Annotated in this window: 14 protein-coding genes and 1 pseudogene; all 15 read left to right on the forward strand. The window is 46.1% G+C overall.

Features of this window, described 5'->3' with window-relative positions:
* The first annotated feature begins 4 nt into the window (after window positions 1-4).
* Entirely contained in the window at window positions 5-1,309 is a 1,305-nt protein-coding gene (locus BMX14_RS03530; RefSeq protein WP_371316100.1) for a TolC family outer membrane protein, read from the forward strand.
* Window positions 1,306-3,452, forward strand: a pseudogene (locus BMX14_RS03535) (type I secretion system permease/ATPase). Before BMX14_RS03530 ends, BMX14_RS03535 begins: the two are co-directional and overlap by 4 nt.
* Window positions 3,453-3,520: 68 nt before the next feature.
* Window positions 3,521-4,666: an HlyD family type I secretion periplasmic adaptor subunit gene (locus BMX14_RS03540; protein ID WP_230527272.1), complete on the forward strand. Its 1,146-nt coding sequence runs from the start codon at window positions 3,521-3,523 to the stop codon at window positions 4,664-4,666.
* A gap of 1,188 nt (window positions 4,667-5,854) precedes the next feature.
* The gene (locus tag BMX14_RS03545; RefSeq protein WP_177173071.1) at window positions 5,855-6,610 is read left to right on the forward strand and encodes a GH12 family glycosyl hydrolase domain-containing protein; all 756 of its coding nucleotides are present in this window, start codon (window positions 5,855-5,857) and stop codon (window positions 6,608-6,610) included.
* A gap of 29 nt (window positions 6,611-6,639) precedes the next feature.
* Window positions 6,640-7,689 (forward strand): pectate lyase family protein, encoded by a 1,050-nt coding sequence (locus BMX14_RS03550; protein ID WP_092672896.1) that lies wholly within the window; start codon window positions 6,640-6,642, stop codon window positions 7,687-7,689.
* Window positions 7,690-7,832: 143 nt separating this feature from the next.
* Window positions 7,833-8,561, forward strand: coding sequence for a lytic transglycosylase domain-containing protein (locus BMX14_RS03555; RefSeq protein ID WP_092672898.1), 729 nt, complete (start codon window positions 7,833-7,835; stop codon window positions 8,559-8,561).
* Between the two features lie 54 nt (window positions 8,562-8,615).
* A complete protein-coding gene (locus BMX14_RS03560) occupies window positions 8,616-8,912 on the forward strand; it encodes a TrbC/VirB2 family protein (protein WP_092672901.1) in 297 nt (98 codons plus the stop codon).
* A gap of 27 nt (window positions 8,913-8,939) precedes the next feature.
* Window positions 8,940-9,257, forward strand: a complete 318-nt coding sequence (locus tag BMX14_RS03565) for a type IV secretion system protein VirB3 (RefSeq protein WP_092672904.1) — start codon at window positions 8,940-8,942, stop codon at window positions 9,255-9,257.
* On the forward strand, window positions 9,258-11,804 hold the full coding sequence (locus BMX14_RS03570) for a VirB4 family type IV secretion/conjugal transfer ATPase (RefSeq protein ID WP_092672907.1): 2,547 nt from the start codon (window positions 9,258-9,260) through the stop codon (window positions 11,802-11,804).
* 27 nt (window positions 11,805-11,831) lie between these two features.
* A complete protein-coding gene (locus tag BMX14_RS03575; protein WP_092672910.1) occupies window positions 11,832-12,827 on the forward strand; it encodes a type IV secretion system protein in 996 nt (331 codons plus the stop codon).
* A 62-nt stretch (window positions 12,828-12,889) separates the two neighbouring features.
* The gene (locus tag BMX14_RS16530) at window positions 12,890-13,051 is read left to right on the forward strand and encodes a hypothetical protein (protein WP_177173072.1); all 162 of its coding nucleotides are present in this window, start codon (window positions 12,890-12,892) and stop codon (window positions 13,049-13,051) included.
* Window positions 13,038-13,733, forward strand: a complete 696-nt coding sequence (locus BMX14_RS03580; protein WP_092672913.1) for a virB8 family protein — start codon at window positions 13,038-13,040, stop codon at window positions 13,731-13,733. Before BMX14_RS16530 ends, BMX14_RS03580 begins: the two co-directional genes overlap by 14 nt.
* Window positions 13,734-14,567, forward strand: coding sequence for a TrbG/VirB9 family P-type conjugative transfer protein (locus tag BMX14_RS03585; RefSeq protein WP_092672915.1), 834 nt, complete (start codon window positions 13,734-13,736; stop codon window positions 14,565-14,567).
* Window positions 14,564-15,628 carry a type IV secretion system protein VirB10 gene (gene virB10, locus BMX14_RS03590; protein WP_092672918.1) on the forward strand — a complete coding sequence of 355 codons (1,065 nt, stop codon included), beginning with the start codon at window positions 14,564-14,566 and terminating at the stop codon, window positions 15,626-15,628. Before BMX14_RS03585 ends, virB10 begins: the two co-directional genes overlap by 4 nt.
* 5 nt (window positions 15,629-15,633) lie before the next feature.
* Window positions 15,634-16,632, forward strand: coding sequence for a P-type DNA transfer ATPase VirB11 (gene virB11 / locus BMX14_RS03595; protein ID WP_092672921.1), 999 nt, complete (start codon window positions 15,634-15,636; stop codon window positions 16,630-16,632).
* Window positions 16,633-16,721 lie beyond the last annotated feature (89 nt).

The raw sequence follows: 16,721 nt of genomic DNA on the forward strand, positions 1-16,721 counted from the left end.
ACAGATGATCGGTGAGGAGAAGCTGCCAGATTTATACAGCGTCACGCCGAATGGTTCGGTACATAACGGCCAGCCACTGGATATGTCAGCAGCGGTTGCGATGGCGGTTAATTGGCATCCTACCATTACACAAGCAGTCGGTAAGTTATTTGAGCAATCGGCGAATGTGGATGTCGCTAAAGCGAAGTATTATCCGCAAGTGAATGCTGGGGTGAATAATGGCTACAGCAACACTTACACCAATAAAGGATATTCCCCCTCAATCGATATCTCTCTTTCTCAGATGTTATACGACTTCGGTAAGGTCTCCAGTTCTGTTCGCGCTGCCAATGCCGCGGTGGCTCAGCAACAAGCCGAAGTGATGTTAACTATCGACCAAGTTGCCCACGATACTGCCTCTGCCGTCGTTCAAGTCCAAGGTTATCAGCAGCTGGTCACCATGGCCACCCAACAGCTTGACTCTTTAAAACAGATTGGTGACTTGATCCGACAACGTAATACCGAGGGAGCCAGCCCGTTATCAGATGTCGTACAAACCGATACCCGTATTGAGGGGGCCCAAGCAACCTTGATGCAATACCAAGCCTCCTTACAGCGCTGGCAGGCGACCCTTGCGACCTATATTGGCGTGGAAGGGGTAAACCGCGTGACGCAAGACGTGCCTGAAACGCTAACACGGGGCTGCGCGGTACAGCATCCCGATTATAAGTTAATCCCCTCGGTATTGGCGGCGTGGGCGGGTGCGAATCAAGCACAAGCCAATGTCGATAACGCCAACGCCCAAATGATGCCGACGATCTCCTTGGAACCCGAAGTGACGCATTATGTAAATAACCATTACTCGGGCAGCAGCGAGTTGGATAAGACCCAATACACCGCCTCCATTCGTATGCAAATGCCGCTTTACCAAGGCGGGGGGTTGAGTGCCTCTCGTGATGCGGCAGAGCAAGCTTTATCGGCAGCCAATGCGGCGATCAAAGCGGCACAGTTAGAGGCTTATCAAAAATTGGCCACCTCACAAGATGAAGCCACTAACTTAGGGCAAACCTTGGTGATTCAACAGCGGCAACAAGCGCTTGGCGAGAAAACTTTGGGGCTTTATCAGGACCAATACTTGCAATTAGGCACACGTCCATTACTCGACCTGTTAAACGTCGATCAAGAAATTTTCCAAGCTAAATTTAGCCAGGCCCAAACACTGGCACAACTCAACAGTTTACAACTCGATTGCCTATTCAGCACTGGCATGATGCGTTCTGTATTCCGTCTCGATAACCGTCGAATTCAGGGAGTGGATATTCGCCCATGATTAAAAAAAAGCCTCAATCTCAACGCGACGAATGGGTCGATGCCATCACGTTAATCGCCAGACACTATCGACAATCCTTTTCACCCGGTGCGCTGGATGCCGCCGTGCCGTGGTTATCTGAACAAAGTCTTCAAACCAAGCTACAGCACCTTTCCCGACTCGCTGGATTGAAATTTACCCTGTTGGACCAATCGGAAAAGTTAATCTCTGGGCTGCGTCTACCGCTGGTCGCGACCTTACAAAATGGTTCGGTTGTGGTCATCTCGAAAGCTTCGATGGACAAGATTGTGTCGGCGTACGTTTTATGGAAGAGGACGGCTTGGTCAGTCAGATAAGCGTAACCGAGCTGCTAGCGCAAACCGAGTCGGTCGTTGCTTTTCGTCCTATCGCGCCGGTTAAAGACAGCCGTACCGTTCAATACTTTTCGACCTATACACCTGATTGGTTGAAAAAGCTGATCATCAAGGATTTAAAACCTTACTTGCATGTAATGGTCGCGTCGTTCGTGATCAACTTACTGGCGCTTTCGGGTATTTTATTCTCGATGCAAGTCTATGATCGGGTCATTCCCGCGCAATCCTATCCTACGCTTTATGTCCTGTTTGGCGGTGTGATGATCTCTGTCATCTTCATGTTTATCTTGAAGTTGGCGCGAGGACATATTACCGATTTGTTGGCCAAGCGTGCCGATATTCGGGTCTCCGATCGGGTATTTGGTCATGCGCTACGATTAAAAAATTCCGCCATTCCTCGTTCGACGGGGAGCTTCATCGCCCAAGTTCGTGAGATCGAGCAAATTCGCGAGATGGTCACCTCGCGTACCGTTTCAGTCTTGGTGGACTTACCCTTCTTCTTACTTTTCCAACTAGTGTTAGTGATTGTTTCACCGTGGTTAAGTTGGATTGCACCCATCGCGGTAATTATTATGTTGGTGCCGGGGCTGCTCTATCAGAAAAAACTGGCGCGCTTAGCGCAGCAGAATCTACAAGAAGTGACCTTGCGTAACGCTATTCTGGTGGAGAGTTTGCAAGGGATCCAAGATATTAAGTTGATGCAGGCCGAGAGCCGATTCCTTCAGCAATGGAACAGCTATATCAGCATTACCGCGGAGTCTGGCGTAAAAACGCGTCAATTAACCCATGGTTTGGTTGCCTGGGGGACAACGATCCAAAGTTTGGTCTACGCGGCCGTCGTTGTGGTGGGTGCGCCGCTGGTGATTAGCGGAGATATTACCACCGGTGCCATGGTCGCAGCCTCGATGCTCTCGACACGAATGATCGCGCCGATGACAGCCCTCTGTGGGGTGCTTGCTCGTTGGCAGCAAGTGAAGGTGGCGAAACATAGCCTCGACCAACTCATGGCACTGCCTGTCGAAGATCATCCAGATGAGATGAAGGTTCACCGGGCGCTACTCCATGGTAACTATGAGCTTCAGCAAGCCACCTTTAGCTATGGTCAAGATCATGAATCGATCCCTCTGCAAGTGAATAAACTCTCGATTGCCGCGGGTGAAAAAATTGCGTTATTGGGTCGGATGGGGGCTGGAAAATCGACGCTGTTACAAGCGTTGAGTGGTAACTTGGAGAAGGTCTCCGGTCAAGTGCGACTCGACGATTTAAGTTTAGAGCATATCGATATGGCAGACATGCGCAGGAATATCGGTTTACTGACGCAAGAAGCCCGTCTATTCCATGGCACCATTCGCGACAATCTATTACTTGGGCGACCCACCAGTGATGACGAAGAAATCTTTGAAGTCTTAACACTTACTGGTGCCATCGATTTTGTTCGACAACTCCCCTTAGGTTTAGAGCATCCGATTATGGAAGGAGGAACGGGGCTTTCTGGTGGGCAGCGTCAATCGTTATTGTTATCGCGCACCCTATTACGTGATCCCAATATCGTATTACTCGACGAGCCAACCGCATCGTTCGATGAACCGTCCGAAAAACAGTTTATTGAGCGGCTAGAACAATGGATTGGTCATCGCACCTTAATTATTGCGACGCATCGTGCCGCCATCCTATCGCTCACGGAACGGGTGATTGTTTTAAAAGAGGGACGTATCGCCATGGACACCTCACGTGAAGAGTTATTCAAAACGAAAGGCAAAGAGGCTAGCCCTCAAGGAGCTTCGCAATGAGCCAATTATCAACCTCCAATAAAGGCTATCTACCCTACGATCCCACCGAAATATTGAGTGGCGGCGAGATGGACGAAGCGCATATTGTAAAGTCGGCTTATCTGATTGCGATTCTCGCTATCTTAGTAATTTTTTTCGGAATCTGGGCTTGGTTTGGTCAGGTCGATGAAGTGTCGAACGGGACAGGGAAGGTGATCCCGAGCTCTCGTGAGCAAGTGCTACAGTCCCTAGATGGCGGTGTACTAACCGAGTTACCGGTTCAAGAAGGTCAGCGCGTGAAGTTAGGGCAAGTGGTTGCACGTTTAGATCCGACGCGTAGCGAATCTAACGTTGGAGAGAGTCAAGCCAAATACCGTGCGTCATTAGCCGCGAGCATTCGATTGGATGCGGAAGTCAATAATCGTCCATTGGTTTTCCCTGCTAGTTTGCAGGCTTACCCTGATCTGTTAGCCGCGGAGACCCACCTCTATCAGAGCCGTCGTGATCAGCTAACACAATCGATGAGACAGCTACAAGACTCTATGTCACTGATTAATCGCGAACTCACTATCACTCAGCGCTTAGCGAAAACCGGTGCAGCCAGTAGTGTGGAAGTGCTGAGGCTTCAACAACAGCAATCGGATATCGCGCTAAAAATTACCTATTTGAAAACACATTATTATGTTGACGCGCGTGAGCAGCTCTCCAAAGCGAATGCTGACGTTGCGTCATTAGCGGAGGTGGTCCGAGGGCGCAGTGACAGCGTGAGCCGTTTAACGATTCGCTCACCCGTGCAAGGAATTGTAAAAAATATCAAAGTCACCACGATCGGTGGGGTAATCGCGCCGAATGGCGAATTAATGGAGATTGTACCGGTCGATGATCGCTTATTGATTGAAGCCCGCATCTCACCACGGGATATCGCCTTTATCCATCCTGGACAAAAAGCGATGGTAAAAATCACGGCTTATGATTACGCCATCTATGGCGGTCTACCCGGTGTGGTTGAAACGATTTCACCGGATACGATTCAAGACGAGCAAAAACCGGAAATTTATTATTACCGTGTTTATATTCGTACTGACCATGATTCGCTAGTCAATAAACGCGGTAAACATTTTGCGATTAGCCCTGGAATGATCGCCTCCGTCGATATTAAAACCGGTGAGAGAACGGTGATGGATTATTTAATCAAACCTTTCAACCGAGCAAGAGAAGCCCTGCGCGAACGTTAAACGATCTAAAGGAAAAGCTAAACATGGCATTAAGTGATCTATTACAACAGGCGCATTTCGAAATGATGAGCGTTAACGCGCCTGAACATCTCGCTCCTCACCCTGCTTGTATACTTTTTTTCAATATTTGCGATGGGAAACAGCACGCATACACTCACATTTCGATAGGGAATAAATTTTAATTACGTTGAATGTCGGGAACGTAACTTAACAGGTACACCTTATAACTCCGTCCTTTAGGGCGGGGCTATAGGGTGCCGATCATGATGAGAAAATCTCCACACAGCGTCGATAATCATCGCGTTCGGGCAAGCGTCACGAGTTGGCCATAAGGTTATCGGTGCATGGGTGAGAGTGAGCATCTTATCTCATTAATGATTTACGCCACGCCGAAGTGAAAACCCTCACCAACAAAAAAACAATAATGTTGCGATTAGCTGGCTGATCTAGCAGGCAAGTGGTTGAGCTCTAAACGAGGCCAAACTTACTTTCGTCAACGCACTATTCTGGTGGTAAGACCGATTTAGACGCTATGGGCCTCATTGTGGGCTTAACGGTCTATTTTAGGTAAAAAACACGACCGTAACACGATGGGGAAAAGCTGAGGCAGTGAGGAATACGATTCCGTCATAATAATAACTGAATAATCGATGAGAAACTTTCGCAAATCAGTAGGGAATCGACATGAACTAGCTTAATTTTATAATAAATAATATTGATAGGTATCATCCGAAAGGTTTTTGTTAGAAGACGATTTTTCCTCACCGAATGATAAAACATGCCCAGATTATGGCTTAAACCCTGAGGGTGATGACGCCTAAAATATTTTTGTATAAAAAGAAAACAGAACAGAGTGGCATGATTAAAATAAGAATTTTTTATTGAAATCGGTACCATTAGTGTTACACTGATCACAGTTATTTACATTAGTTGACTAAAATAGATAAAAATACTTAAAAAAAATTTACAGAGTGTTAAGTTACCAGCCTAGTCAAAAAATAGTACCAAACTCGAAATTAAAGAATGAGGCACTCCACTGGAGCTTGTTGCCACGTCAGTCGTTTGTTACGAACGCTGAGATTATCTGAAAAATCTTTAGGCAGATAAGCTGCTCAATATTGGCCCTAGTGTCTGTCTGCGATGTTATGTTGAGCGACACATTCTCTATCCGACTTTCAGGAACCTATGATGTTTGAAAAACGTATTTATCAATCACTATTCTTCATTGCAATCGGGTGTTTTCCTGCGATTACACAGGCCGGTGATTATAAGGTCTTCGGTAATCATTATGCATGGAATAATAATTTTAATGATAAACAGAATGCACTAACCGCTTCATTTGGAACGGGAAATAGTGCCTCCATGACGGCGTATGTGAACACCACCTATCAACAGTTATGGGGCTACCCTGCGATATGTCGCGGATACCATTATGGGTTCAACCCAGCCTCTAACGATTACCTCTTCCCGAAAAAAATATCGACAATTAAAGCGATACCGACGTATTTCAGATATTCGCAATCTGGTAGCGGAATGCAGGGAGATTTCGCCTATGATATTTTCCTACGCAAAGATAATCAGAAATCAACACCGCAACTTGAAGTTATGATCTGGGGAGATAATAACTCCTACCCAATCGGAGTGATTACCTCGAGTAATATTAATATAGGTGGCAAATATTTCGACCTGTGGGAAGGCGATTCGGCAGGGGGATATTTTACTTACTCTTTTGTCCCACATAACGGCATCGGTGATAACCGCACATTACCGGCGAAGGGAAGTTTACATATTGATATCAAACCTTTTTTTAACTGGTTACAAGCGAATCGAGCTTCCGCAGGACGGTATAATGATTCAATGTATATCGATGTGATTGAAGCGGGTTATGAAGTGGTTAAGGGTCAAGGCACGATTAATCTCACCGCCAGCATTACTGCTTATTAATTCTCGTAACTCTTAAAAAGAGGTTTATTATGTTAAGTCGTCGACGTTTTCTTGGCTATTCAGCATTAGCTGCTTCTACCTCAGCGATTAGTCTAAAAAGTTCAACGCTTTTTGCTGCGACAGCCGTAGCCTATCCTACCTCTCAAACGGGGGGCATGGTTGGTTATGCGAAAGAGGCCAATGTTACTGGTGGTTGGGGCGGTGAAACGGTTTTTGTACGGTCATTAAATGAATTGGTCAATGCAGTGGCGGGTAATACTAAACGTGTTGTCGTGTTGGCAAATAATATCAAAGTGAGTCAATTAACCAAGGTGATGTTGGGCAGTAATAAGACAATTGTCGGCTCTTATTCTTATCATACTTTAAGCAATATTCATCTGCGTACTCAAGCCGGGTCTGCAAACATTATTTTTCAAAATATAAAGTTTGCCCATGACCAGAACATCAATGCAAATGATGATATTCAGCTCTACCTCACTGAAGGTAAAGGTTACTGGATCGATCACTGCTCTTTCGTCGGTCATGCGTGGTCTGCCAACGATAATAGCTTAGATAAGCTACTCTATGTGGGTGCCTACGCTGATTATGTGACGTTGAGTTATTGCCTCTTCCAAAACCACAAGTATGGCGTGATTATTGGCTACCCGCAGGATGGGGCTGCTGATGTGAAATATGAGGGTTATCCTAAGATGACTATCTGTTTCAACTACTATAAAAATCTTTTAGTCCGAGCGCCAGGACTATTCCGCTACGGACTTTTCCATATTTATAACAACGTTATTCGTGATTATAAAGATGGTATAACCATGCATGCTAGAGCAAGTTTTATCAGCGAAAATAACTATTATACTAGCTCTGTTCCTTATTCTAATCCAATCACTTGGGATAACCGCGCTCGAGGATTCTACGATTCAGGCAGTATTTATTTGCAAGATGGTCAGCCTATTGCTGTGAATGTTCCAAATAACAAGGTGTTCAATGTTAATTATACCTATAAAAAATTCACAGCAAATCAGATCAGTACTTTGGTTCCTGCACGGGCGGGTGCCAGCGATCAGCAATTAAATTACCTACTGTAATAGTACAAGCTCATCATTCGCGACAGTGATAATGCGGATGATGAGTGAGGCCGTACAGGCCATTAATCTTTATATATGATGATGAAGCGGACTCAATAACCTGAACTAATGCTAACAAGACAACAGAATAAGTTGAGCTATCCATGAGTTCAATAAGTCTCTCTTCGAGACGCTTACGCCACAACGCTTGGCGCACCTGCGGATTAATAGTGCTCGCGATAACTATGTTTTCTTCGGTGTCTGCTCAACCTCCCTTAACCGCCACGACCCTGGATGAACTGGTGAGTCGCTGCGCACCTGAAATTTCACCGGTGACGATGCGCTACTTAATCAATATCGAATCTGGATTTCAGCCTTTTAGCATAAACATTAATCGTAAGGTGCAATCGCAATCTTTACTCTTTAAGGATGCGCTTTCTGCCATAGCAATGGCGAATAAATTGATTAAGCAGGGCGAGAACATCGATATGGGATTGGGGCAGATTAATTCAACGACAATGCAACGCCTTGGGTTGTCTGTGGCTGATGTTTACGATCCTTGTACTAACCTCACGGCAAGCGCGGAGGTGCTGAAACATTGTTACAACCGAGCATTACGACTCTATCCTGCGGGGCAAGTTGCGCTGACTCATGCCTTATCTTGTTATAACACCGGTAATTTTAAGGGTGGGTTAGTGAATGGCTATGTGGCGAAATTACAGAATTTAGCAACACGGCAACCGGAACAAGTTCCTGAACTACTTGGCGTAACTCGCCAGAGCGAACAGAGCGTTGTGTCAAAATCCGTGCCCCTTACCGTGTCAGCCCAAGGCGAGTTAGATGCTTTTAGCCAAGCGGGAAATGAGGATGCTTTCACTGCTCGCATCCCTTAATGAGAAATGAGTCTTTCTCTTTGATCTCAATGAAATTGTAATATGGAGAGTAAAATGTCAACCATCCAATATGTTAAAAAATTATCTACTTATTCATTGCTCTGTCTAGGGGCAGTTTTACCCACTATGACATTCGCCGTAGGAATTGATACGGGCGAGGCTGCAATGACCTCCATCCAGAGTTGGTTGAATACCTGGATCCCAGTAGCCTGTGCCATTTGCATTATGGTCTGTGCTTTCGCCTGGATGTTGCATCTTATTTCTATCGCGTGGGCATCGCGCGTCGCCATCGGATTGATCTTTATTGGCTCGGCCAGTTATTTAGTCTCGTTAATGGGCGTATCAGGGTAATTCTGCTGACCTCAACCGGAGTTAATTATGTCGCTCGAAGGGCCTAAGCCATTGTTCAAAGGCGCAACACGCGTGCCTCGCGTGATGGGCGTTCCCCGTAACGCCGCACTGATGGTTTTTATGTTGTGCGCCGCACTCTTTATGGTGATCCACTTGTGGGCAATATTTCTCCTAATTGTTCTCTGGACGCTCGCTGCGGCATTGACACGTTACGATGACCGTATGTTGCACATCCTATCTTTATGGCTCAAAACGAAAGGGATTAACGCGTTGGAGCCCAGCTCAAAGTACTGGGGCGGGTCAACCTACTCCCCAGTCGATTACACCAGTAAGGAAAGGCGTTAAGTGTCTGTTAGCCGAATATTTGACAGCGGTCTTTTCAAGAAGGAGCGTGCCGCCGAACAGCGGTATCTGCCTTATTCATGGCATCTCACTGATCATATCATTTCGTTAAGTAATGGTGATTTACTGGCCTGCTTTAAAATTGAAGGGCGTACTCACGAGTGTGCTTCGGATAGGGAATTAATCACTTGGCATCGTGATCTGAACAACCTCGTAAAATCCTTTGCCAACGATAATATCGAGTTGTGGACCCATGAATATCACCATCCCGTAGAAGAGTATCCTCAGCAGCGTTTTGACCATTTTTTTGCTGACTATCTTGACCAGTATAATCATGACCTGCATACCGCTTCAGACCGCTATGTGAATGACCTTTATTTAAGCGTTATTTATCGGCAGCCAGGAGATAAAACTCAAAAATTTCTCTCACGTTTTGAGAAGAGTAGCCCGGCTGAATTACAGGATTTACAAGCTGCTGCGTTGGCGGGAATGCAGGAGATTTGTGGGCAAATTGCTGAAGGAATGCAGGCCTACGGTGTTGAACCTTTAGGGATCTACTACCGAACAAAGCGCGGTGAAAAATATTTCCCTCCGGCATCGACGGAAACGCTACCAAATGATGAGCCGCTACCGCACCTTCATGCTTACTCCAGCGCCTTAGAGCTCCTCTATTTTCTCGTGAATTTAGAGTGGTCGCTCGTACCTGTTTGCTCAGGAAAAATCGGTAGCTTTATCATGGATAACCGAGTGATTAGTTCACTTTGGGGGGATATTATCCAACTGCGGGCGGTCGATCATAACTTTTATACTACTGCTATCGAGATCCGTGATTATGATAAGGCGACAGAACCTGGTCAGCTTAATTTATTAAAAGAGGCAGATTTTAGTTATCTTCTGACACAAAGCTTCACCATTATGTCGGAATTAACAGCGAAAACATTACTGGAGCATCAAGAAAAATCGATGCTTGAGACGAAAGATCGCAGCCTGAGCCAGCTTTCACAACTGGGCAATGCACTGGATATGCTGTTATCTAAAGAGTTTGTCATGGGGAATCATCACGCGACGCTACACGTTTTCGACGCTGATGAGCAGCAAGTTCAACACAATGCTCGCAAAGCGAAAGTTTTAATGACCCAGTGTGGGCTTATGGCGGGAAATGTTAGTTTAGCGTCGGAAGCGGCTTACTTTGCAAAACTTCCAGGCAATCAACACTTCCGTCCACGCCCCGTTCCTATTAATTCTTGGAATTTTCTCCATTTAAGTCCATTTCACAATTTCATGCGTGGCAAAGCAGAGAACAATCCGTGGGGGCCTGCGGTTACCTTGTTAAGAACGATCTCGGGTACGCCGCTCTATTTTAATTTTCATGCGACACCGATAGAGGAAGATTCACGTGGTAAACGTCCGCTCGGGCATACCCTGATTTTAGGACGCTCTGGTGCGGGTAAAACGACGGTATTGAACTTCTTATTAGCGCAATCGATGAAATTTTCACCTCGGCTATTTTGCTATGACCGGGACCGCGGTATGGAGCCATTTATTCGCAGTGTCGGCGGGCTTTATACCACGCTACAAACAGGCGTGCCTTCTGGTTTCTGCCCGTTACAGTTAGCACCGACTCCGCGCAATATTAGCTTTGTTAAAAATCTCCTGCGCGTATGTGTGGAAACATTGAAAGGGTCTGCTCTGTCGTCGGCGATGGCCACTGCTATTTATACTGCGGTTGATGCCGTGATGGATGAAGATTCGTTGATACCCCATGCAGAACGCAATATCAGTGCGCTATTGACCTTTGTTGAGGACGTTCAGGAACAGAGCATTTCACTTTGTTCTCTCGTTAAAGAGTGGACTCGTCAGGGGGAATATGGCTGGTTGTTCGACAATCCTAATGATCAATTAGATTTACATACTAATGATGTGTACGGCTTCGATCTGAAAGAGTTCATCAGTGAAGGCGAGAATAATGCGGTCAGTTTAGCGAGAACCCCCTTGCTGATGTACCTCTTATACCGCATTCGCCAGTCGATCGATGGTTCACGAAGGGTGATTCAATGTTTTGATGAATTCCATGCTTACTTAGATGATCAGGTTCTGGAAGAAGAGGTTAGGCGCGGCATCAAAACCGATCGTAAAAAAGACGCTGTCTATATTTTTGCCACTCAAGAGCCGACCGATGCCCTGGATAGCAATATTGGCAAGACGATCGTTCAACAGACTGTGACCAAACTATGTTTAGAGAATCCCGATGCTGACGAGCACGACTATTTACATGGGTTGAAATTGACCGAAGCGGAGTTTAGTGCGCTACGCAGCATACCTGAAAATTCACGCCAATTTTTAGTGAAGCAAGGATTACAGTCGGCACTCGCCACGTTGGATCTACGTCCAAGAGCAGACGCTAATTCACCGGAAAATCGAGAAAGAATGGAGAATATCCTCAGTATTCTTTCCGGGACACCCGATAACGCCGAGAGAATTGAACGGGCTATCGCTCAGTATGGTGACGCTCCACAGTCTTGGCTACCTGCTTTTTGGAAAAATCGGTAATGAATAGCATCGTGATCGGGAGGGGCCGTGGATTTCACCATAATTTCGACTCTCTATGAGCTAATTCAAAGTAAGCAAGCGCTACTGGTCAATGCTAGCGTCTCGGGCGTGTTGGTGTATATCGGGCCGGTGCTCAGCCTATTACTTACCATTCGGTTTATGATGTTAGGACTTTTTACCCTCTATAACCCAGGGGTAGGCGAGCCACTGAGTTTTTTGATTAAAGAGTATTTGCGTGTAGTCATTATTCTGAGTTTTGCCACCTCGGCGGGCTGGTATCAGCAGTCGCTCATCCATCTCGCGTTAGCGCTTCCTGACTCGCTGGTGAATGCCGTGTTTGTTTTTGACCGCACGTCGGCATCCAATTTAGTGATGTTATTAGAACAAGACACTCGTCATTGTTTAGATTTCATCAGTCAGGCTTTTGGTCAGGTCAACACTACAAAATCGAATGTCGCTGCGCAGAATCAAGTGGCTGGGGCCATTATGATTGTGAGTTGTAGCCTTTACGTGGGGATTAGTGCAGGTTTATTGATTACGGCCAAATTGATGCTGGGTCTTACCCTCTGTTTTGGCCCGTTGGCGTTAATCTGTTTGATTTGGGAGCCGACCCGAGCGCTATTTTTCAGTTGGTTAGCAACACTGGTACGCTTCGAATTACTGACATTGTTGCTGCTTATGGTGATGGGGTTATTCATGTCACTGTTTCACCAGTTGACCCTTAATCTGGTTCCTGGCAGAGATGTGCTGATCGTTGCTCTATCAGCGCTCATCCTTACCTTCATCAATATTTTCGTCTTTTATCAAGTTTACCAATTAGCACAGAGCTTAAGCAGTGGTCTGCAGCAAATACCGGGCGTTTCCCAACTGATGCTTGCGTTAACCGGAGCCCAACAATCTGGCCATTCGATGGCGACGTCATCTATCACGGAGGGCGGGGCGGGCAACCACGCTGGCTCACCGCTAGCGTCCCCTTCGGCGAGTGGGTTAAGTGGTCGTGCCCGTGGAAGCAGGGGGCGTTGAGATATGAGCGCTCCCCGATATTTTTTTTCGACACCGATATTATTTACATTGTAGAGATAGCTATGCGTACTTTTTCCCTTTTTTGGCTACTGGCCGTAATAAGTTGCCTAACGAGTTGCGTTGAGCCCATTAAACCCCCTCCAGAGCCAGATTGGAGCCATACCATTGATCTCGGTGCTCAGCGTACCCTTATTAATCAGGCGGTATTACGTGAAGAAAATTAGACAACCGCTGAACGCACAGGAAATCGGCGAATATCAAAAAAATCGCCGACACTACGAAATTGATATCATGCAAGAGGTGCTGGCATCCAGAACCTTAGCTTGGCGTATTACCAGTGCGTGTTTGCTGCTACTTTTTGTCGCAATAGTGATCACCGGATTGACTATTTACCGCTACAGCCAGCCCTTACCCCCCTATCTATTGACGATTAATAAACAAACGGGCGAAGTATCACAATTAAAAATGACGCGGGATCAAAGCAGTTATGGTGAAGCGATCGATAAATATTGGCTGACACAATACGTTAGGCACCGCGAAAGTTATGACTATTACTCTATACAGGCAGACTACGATGCTGTTGGCTTAATGTCCGCGCCGCAAGTGGTTGATGATTATTTAAAGAAATTTTCCGGGCCGCAGAGTATCGATAAAGTCCTCGGCTCAAAGCAAACGATCGACGTAAAGATCCGCTCAGTTATGTTAGATCGCCCTCATGGGGTGGCCACGGTACGATTTGAAACGGTGACTCGTTCAACGTCTACTCCAGATAATGTACAGCGACAAGCATGGGTAGTGATTTTGGGCTACGAGTATCAAGCATTAACCATGAATGCTCAGCAACGCTTTATCAATCCGCTCGGTTTTCGTATTACCAGTTATCGTCTTAGTACGGAGATAGAGTAAATGCGTTGTCTCTCTGGGTTAATTATTGCGATGCTTATCGCGGCGGCTCCGGTGAAGGCCTTAGATAATGGTCAGCATTCCATTTATGATTATCGGATCAAAAGCGTTCTGTATAACCCTCAAGATGTAGTGAAAATCAATGCGATAGCAGGGGTTGCGACACATATTGTGGTGGGAGCCGATGAAACCTATGTCACTCATGTCTTTGGTGACTCCCAAAGTTGGGCTTTTACCCATGTTAATAATCACTTCTTTATTAAACCGTTGCTGGCCTTAGGGGACACCAACTTAACGATTGTCACGGATAAACATAACTACAATATTGTGCTGCATTATATTGATACCGATACACAAGCGAAGGCAGCAAAATCTAGCCCTTGGGCGCGTAATCAAGCGACGTTACAACTGACCTATCTTTATCCACAGCAACTTCAGCAACAGGCTTTAGAGAAAAAACTTCAGCAGACCCGTTTCACAGGACTAAAAAATTACCATTACATTATGAGTGATGAACCGCAAATGCGTCCAATACAGCCATTAAGTGTGGTCGATAATCACCAGTTCACGCGTTTTATCTTCCCACCAATGAGTGAACTGCCTCAAATTTATATGCGATCAGCCACCGGTGACGAGCAGCTGGTTAATACCCGGGTCATCGGCGAACAGCATAATATTATTGAAGCAGAGGGGATCGCGCCAGAGTGGCGAATTCGATTGGGAGAGAAAGTGGTCGGAGTCCGGAATATTTTCTATTCACCGGCAGCCGGAACGAATGCTTCTGGGACCGCCTCTCCGGCAGTAAAACGTGTCACCTTAAAAGGAGATGAGGAGTGAGTCAGTTACCCGATGAAGAAAACCGTACCTTTGAAAGTCAACGCGGTGGGTTTAAAGGGAAAAAAAAATCCGCGGTGCCTGGCGCGAAAGCCTTCATGTTGTTACTGCTAATTTTACCAATGATATTCTTGGTAACACTCTTCCTGAAACACCATTCGGCGCAGCAGGCGACGGATAGTCAAAAAGAGGACAGTCGGCAACAGGTATCAAGTTTACCCAATGTGGTGTTTCATCAGCAGCCAATCGCTGAACCTTCCCCGCCCGCCCCTGCACCAGAAGTGGTTGTCGCCCCACCTCCTTCAAATGATGGTGAGCTTGAGGCTGCAGTACAGCGTCGTTTGTCGAGTCCCTTATCAGACCAAAATCAGGATTCAGAACACAACAGTGGTATTCCAGATACCTCTGTACCGACTACCACCCCGCTGGGTAACCAGCTAGATCGACTATTAACGCCGATGAAAATGGGGGCAGCAACCGCCGGTGTCATTAAAAATCGAAGTTTAAAAATTTTAAGGGGGACCTTTATTCCCTGCGGCTTAACCAATGAGCTTAATACAACCGTTAATGGCATGCTTGCCTGCCGAGTCTCACGCGACGTTTACTCGGCGGATGGCTTAGTGAAGCTCATCGATAAAGGCGCGATCATTGATGGACAGGTTAATGCAGCGTTAAAAGATGGTCAGAAGCGCGTGTTTGTCGTGTGGGAAAGGATCGTCAGTAATGATGGGGTGACGATTGATTTAAATAGCCCCGCGACGAATCAAGTCGGGGGGGCTGGCGTGCCTGGGCAAGTAGACACTCTCTTTTGGCAGCGCTTTAAAAGCGCTATTTTAATATCGATGTTGGATGATGCAATGACAGCATTAGTCAATACCACTCAACGAGGAAATGTGGCAAATTACGGCACATCCTCCGGTGGCAGTAATGAAATTGTGTCGGCAGTATTACCGGCGACAATCGATATTCCACCTATCCTATATGCCCATCAGGGCTCGGCGGTGGGCGTTTATGTCGCACGAGATCTCGATTTCAGCCGTGTGTATGCCTTAGCGGAGCGATAAACAGAATGTCGACATTTACGAATGCACTGGAGCGTCAATTAGGTCCGTTACAACGCTATTTTTCTGATCCGACGGTTTTTGAAATTCGTATTAATCGCTTTGGTGAAGTCGTTTGCGATAAGTTTGATGGACGACACTTTTATCATGACGCCGCAATATCGGAGACCTTTATTCAACGCTTAACGCAAGCGTTGCTCAGTTATAACGGGATACAGCGTCAAGCCATTAATAATTTACTTCTGCCTGATGGATCGCGTGGGATTATTTGCTTACCGCCTGCAGTGCATCAAGGCACCACTGCGGTTGCTTTCCGAAAAAATATTTCACTCAATAAACCCCTTTCGACACTTGACCAAGAGGGGATTTTTAATCAGTGCCGAGCAATCGGTAATCATGAATTTGGTTTACAAGCCAGCGACCACCACTTGTTGGATTTATTCTCCCAGCAGGCCTATCAGGATTTTTTAGAGTATGCCGTTAAGCATAAGAAAACGATCGTGGTGGCGGGGGAAACGGGAAGTGGTAAAACGGTACTGACGCGCGCCTTACTTGAGTGCGTCGATCCTACAGAACGAGTTATTTTGATTGAGGATGTTCACGAAGTGAGCGCCGAACATCTTCATGAAGTGGTTTATATGCGCTATTCGACCGAGAGTCATACTCAATTAATCACGCCGACTGACTGTTTAAAGGCCTGTATGCGTTTGACTCCCGATCGTATTTTTATGACCGAGCTTCGCGATCAAGCCGCTTGGGACTATATTCAAATGTTGAATACTGGGCACCCGGGTGGGCTCACCTCGACGCATGCCAATTCGGCACGGGATACTTTTCAACGGATTGGTTTACTCATAAAAGCCACGGAAATTGGCAAGATGTTAGAGTATCAAGATATTATGCGCTTACTCTATTCAACCCTCGATATAGTGGTCTATATGGAAAAGAGGAAAATAAAAGAGATCTATTTCGACCCTCAATATAAATATTCTTTTCTAAATAAATGATGATTGTTAAAAGCCTAGGGGGAAGGCGTAAGGGTAAATATTATGTATGGTATGGTTATTATATAAAGTAATAAGTGTTCCCTATCAGT

It is taken from the genome of Rosenbergiella nectarea, assembly GCF_900111105.1.
Taxonomy (GTDB): Bacteria; Pseudomonadota; Gammaproteobacteria; order Enterobacterales; family Enterobacteriaceae; genus Rosenbergiella; species Rosenbergiella nectarea.

Excerpts from the sequence above, each read along its gene's own strand:
- BMX14_RS03530 (WP_371316100.1), top strand. The coding sequence starts at position 5 with ATGATCGGTGAGGAGAAGCTGCCAGATTTATACAGCGTCACGCCGAAT.
- BMX14_RS03540 (WP_230527272.1), top strand. The coding sequence starts at position 3,521 with ATGGACGAAGCGCATATTGTAAAGTCGGCTTATCTGATTGCGATTCTC.
- BMX14_RS03545 (WP_177173071.1), top strand. The coding sequence starts at position 5,855 with ATGTTTGAAAAACGTATTTATCAATCACTATTCTTCATTGCAATCGGG.
- BMX14_RS03550 (WP_092672896.1), top strand. The coding sequence starts at position 6,640 with ATGTTAAGTCGTCGACGTTTTCTTGGCTATTCAGCATTAGCTGCTTCT.
- BMX14_RS03555 (WP_092672898.1), top strand. The coding sequence starts at position 7,833 with ATGAGTTCAATAAGTCTCTCTTCGAGACGCTTACGCCACAACGCTTGG.
- BMX14_RS03560 (WP_092672901.1), top strand. The coding sequence starts at position 8,616 with ATGTCAACCATCCAATATGTTAAAAAATTATCTACTTATTCATTGCTC.
- BMX14_RS03565 (WP_092672904.1), top strand. The coding sequence starts at position 8,940 with ATGTCGCTCGAAGGGCCTAAGCCATTGTTCAAAGGCGCAACACGCGTG.
- BMX14_RS16530 (WP_177173072.1), top strand. The coding sequence starts at position 12,890 with ATGCGTACTTTTTCCCTTTTTTGGCTACTGGCCGTAATAAGTTGCCTA.
- BMX14_RS03585 (WP_092672915.1), top strand. The coding sequence starts at position 13,734 with ATGCGTTGTCTCTCTGGGTTAATTATTGCGATGCTTATCGCGGCGGCT.
- virB11 (WP_092672921.1), top strand. The coding sequence starts at position 15,634 with ATGTCGACATTTACGAATGCACTGGAGCGTCAATTAGGTCCGTTACAA.